Below are 3,462 nucleotides of genomic sequence, written 5' to 3'. Positions count from 1 at the left end.
CAGCGTCTCCGCGATGATCCGCGCCTTGTCATCCACCGACCAATGACGCCGACCGCCGGCACCGTTGATCACCTCGAAACGCCGAAGCTGCCGCTCCGGGTCAAGCGTAAGGTCAAGTCCACACACAAGCCGATCTCCGATCCGAATACAGGATCGGCAACCTCACAGATCGCGACCACTCCCGAAAGGTGGTCCCACAACAGCGCTTACCGATCACCGGCAAGCAATCGGAATGCGCTTCCGCACGGAGGTGCGCACGCTCAAGTCGTTCTGTCGCTTCGTCGGGCGACAGACCTCTGCCGGAGGTGACGGCCGACCAAGTGTTGGCCTTTCTGGCGGGACGTGGCCCGGTGACCCGTTTCTGGGAACGAAAGCATTCTGTTCTGGCGGGCTTCTATCGGTTCGCGATGGCCCCGGGGCATACAAACATATGGCCGTTGCCACGCGCAGTCCCCAAGCCGACGGAAGCCTTCGTTCCCTATATTTACTCCCGCGAGGAGATCGGTCGTTTACTCGACGCCGTCGTCCTGATCGACCATCCTCGCTGTCCTATTGATCCGGACACATACCGAACGCTCCTGCTTCTCCTTTACGGCGCGGGGCTTCGCCTTGGCGAGGCACTGTCCCTCACATTAGCCGACGTCGACCTCGAGGAAGGGGTCCTGTGCGTCCGCGAGAGCAAGTTTTACAAGACCAGACTGGCTCCGATCGGCCACGACCTCGTGCGCATCTTATCCCGGCACGCTTCTCGCCGCCGCGACGGCCAGTCTGCAGAATCCCTCTGGTTCCTCACGCGCCAGGGCGCCCCTGTGACCCTGCAACACGCTGAGAGGGTGTTGCCGATTACGCGTCAAAGCGAATGTCGTGTGCGCCGGCGCCGGGCCGCGACATCAGCCTCGCTTGCATGACCTTCGTCACAGTTTTGCAGTTCACCGCCTCCTCTCCTAGTATCGCCAAGGCGCCGACGTCCAACGGCTTATGCCCAAGCTCTCCACCTGCCTTGGCCACGTCAACAAGGGCTCATGGAATCAGCCAAATCACAATCCCGAAAGAGCGTTAACCCGAGTTCAGAGCCCTGTTCTGGCTCGTCAGGGTCTTGACATGCACCGGAGACCCGCCCGACGCGTTCCAACCGCCAGGCGGGATCCTTGAGCACCCGAGCAAGATCTCAGGATGGGTCTGTTTTGTTTCGTCGACGATGCAAATTGCGGTCTCTTACCGAGACGCGGCGCAGACCGGCAACCGTACCTTTCGTCCGGCGGCCTGACCCCAACGGAATTACCGATCTCGCAGCCGCCGTATGGCAGCGATTATGTCATCCTTCGTCGGATAGAAGTTCTGCTCGAGAGCCGGACTAAATGGGGCGTGAATGTCGGGCGCGCTCAGACGCAGGATAGGTCGCTTCAATAGATGGAACCCCTCTTCCGCCAACACAGCGGCGATTTCACTTCCGACGTTGCAGACGCGGTGCGCGTTTTCGACGATCACAAGTCTTCCGGTTTTCGCGACCGAGGTTTTAAAGGCCGCATGGTCGAGCGGCTTCAACGTACGTGGGTCAATCACTTCGACAGAAATCCCTTCCCCTGCGAGAGCGTCGACGGCTTGCATGGTCGGCCGCATAGCGCCGGCAATAGCAATAACAGTCACATCTCGTCCTTCGCGCTTCACGTCCGCTTTGCCGATAGGGATCAGATAATCCGGATCTGTAGGCACATCGCCCTTATCCGACCACAGCCCGGTGTCTTCGAACACAAGTACAGGATCGTCGTCGCGAATCGCCGATTTCATAAGCCCCTTGATATCGGCAGCGCTCGTTGGGCTGATGATCTTGAGGCCCGGGACATTCATGAAGAGAGGATAAGGCCGGTCAGCATGCTGCGCCGCTATGGATCCCAATGAGAACATAGAGCAACGAAAAACGATTGGAATGTCGATCTGGCCTCCAGTCATAAACCGCAATTTCGAGGCCTGGTTGATGATCTGATCCGAAGCAAGATAGACGAAGCTAGCGGTTGTGAGGTCTACAATTGGTCGCAATCCATTTATGGCAGCCCCGATTCCCATCCCAGTAAAACTGGCTTCTGAGATCGGCATGTTCCAGATCCGGTTTGCGCCGAATTGCTCAATGAGTTTGCCGCCTCCGTGGTGCGCTATGTCTTCTCCCATCAAGACGACGTGCTCATCACGAGTCATTTCCTCTAACTGCGCCTCCATGAGCGCATCGAGATAGGTCATCTGGATGCGGGTGCCGGGCGTCACGGCGAGTTTCTGTACATTAACTTGCATGTCGATTAAGTCCTCTCCAGCTCAGCCACCAAACTGTTTTGGCCTGCAAGGGGTGATTTGAACATGTAGTTTGGCAAGGTTTCGGGGCGAGGCATGGGGCTGGCCAAAGCAAATTGTACAGCCTGTTTGATGGCTTCGACGACTTGATCATCTATTGCTTTCAGAATCTCTTCATTGACGCCTTCTTCTAAGAGTACCTTGCGATAAAGCGAGATCGGATCACGGTCGCGTTTGTATCTCTCGACCTCCTCGACCGATCGATACCCCAGCTTGCCGCTCGCGGAGCGGAAACTGTGATCGTCGAACCTGTAAGTGTCCGCTACTATCAGAGTGGGGCCCTCGCCCGCGCGCGCTCGAATGACGGCGTGTGCCGCAGCTTCATAGACCGCGTTCAGGTTTTGCCCGTCTACTGTTACGCCTGGCATTCCGTAGCCCGCCGCCCGCATCGCGATGTCCGGCTGCCCGTGGCTACGCGCTAACGAGGTGGTTATTGCATAGCCGTTGTTCTCGCAAAGATAGATGACCGGAAGCTTCCATAGCGACGCCATGTTGAGACTCTCATGGAAGGTGCCCTGATTCACCGCTCCATCGCCGAAAAAACATAGGGTAACCTGATCGACGCCCCGCACCCTGGCGCTGAACGCGCAGCCTGTGGCAAGAGGAATGCCCCCTCCGACGATGGGCGATTCGCTGACGATCCCGACCGAATTGTCCGCAAGGTGCATCGAACCGCCGCGCCCCTTGCAAATACCGTCCTCCTTTCCCATCAGTTCTGCCATGAGCGCGTCCAGATGCGCACCCTTCCCAATCGGATGGCCGTGCGAACGATGCGTTCCGGTCATAGCGTCATCGTCCCTAAGGGCGAGACATGGCCCTACGATAGCGGCTTCCTGACCCACGGACGCGTGGAACCAACCAGGGATCGTGCCATGGTTGAACTGGCGCATACCCTCTTCTTCAAATCGACGAATGCAAAGCATCCGGCGATAAGCCTCCAGTCTCTGACCACCGTTTAACTGCATGATCCAACGTTGCTCCAAATCCAAGTGAGAGATGCCGCCTGACATGGCAGAGCGCAGGTCGTTATTCTGCATTCACCAATTCGTATAGCCTCCATCAACGTAGACAACCGCACCAGTCATATAGCTGGAGGCGTCGCTGGCGAGAAACTGAACG

At 57.7% G+C, this 3,462-nt stretch carries 4 protein-coding genes; 1 reads left to right on the top strand and 3 read right to left on the bottom strand.

Going from position 1 to position 3,462, the window contains the following annotated elements:
- Positions 1-350: 350 nt before the first annotated feature.
- Positions 351-908 carry a tyrosine-type recombinase/integrase gene (locus tag NKI52_RS32495; protein WP_352700852.1) on the top strand — a complete coding sequence of 186 codons (558 nt, stop codon included), beginning with the start codon at positions 351-353 and terminating at the stop codon, positions 906-908.
- Positions 909-1,278: 370 nt separating this feature from the next.
- On the opposite strand, the gene NKI52_RS32490 is transcribed toward NKI52_RS32495, so the two are convergent.
- The 3 genes from NKI52_RS32490 to NKI52_RS32480 form a co-directional block, all read right to left on the bottom strand.
- Positions 1,279-2,286, bottom strand: coding sequence for an alpha-ketoacid dehydrogenase subunit beta (locus NKI52_RS32490; RefSeq protein WP_352700851.1), 1,008 nt, complete (start codon positions 2,284-2,286; stop codon positions 1,279-1,281).
- Between the two features lie 5 nt (positions 2,287-2,291).
- Positions 2,292-3,380, bottom strand: a complete 1,089-nt coding sequence (locus NKI52_RS32485) for a thiamine pyrophosphate-dependent dehydrogenase E1 component subunit alpha (protein ID WP_352700850.1) — start codon at positions 3,378-3,380, stop codon at positions 2,292-2,294.
- On the bottom strand, positions 3,381-3,462 hold an 82-nt coding region (locus NKI52_RS32480), incomplete at its 5' end, for an SDR family oxidoreductase (RefSeq protein ID WP_352700853.1).

The sequence above is a fragment of the Mesorhizobium sp. M0590 genome, assembly GCF_040320905.1.
Classification (GTDB): Bacteria; Pseudomonadota; Alphaproteobacteria; order Rhizobiales; family Rhizobiaceae; genus Mesorhizobium.
This window is presented reverse-complemented; position numbering and strand designations above follow the sequence as displayed.

Excerpts from the sequence above, each read along its gene's own strand:
- NKI52_RS32490 (WP_352700851.1), bottom strand. The coding sequence starts at position 2,286 with ATGCAAGTTAATGTACAGAAACTCGCCGTGACGCCCGGCACCCGCATC.
- NKI52_RS32485 (WP_352700850.1), bottom strand. The coding sequence starts at position 3,380 with ATGCAGAATAACGACCTGCGCTCTGCCATGTCAGGCGGCATCTCTCAC.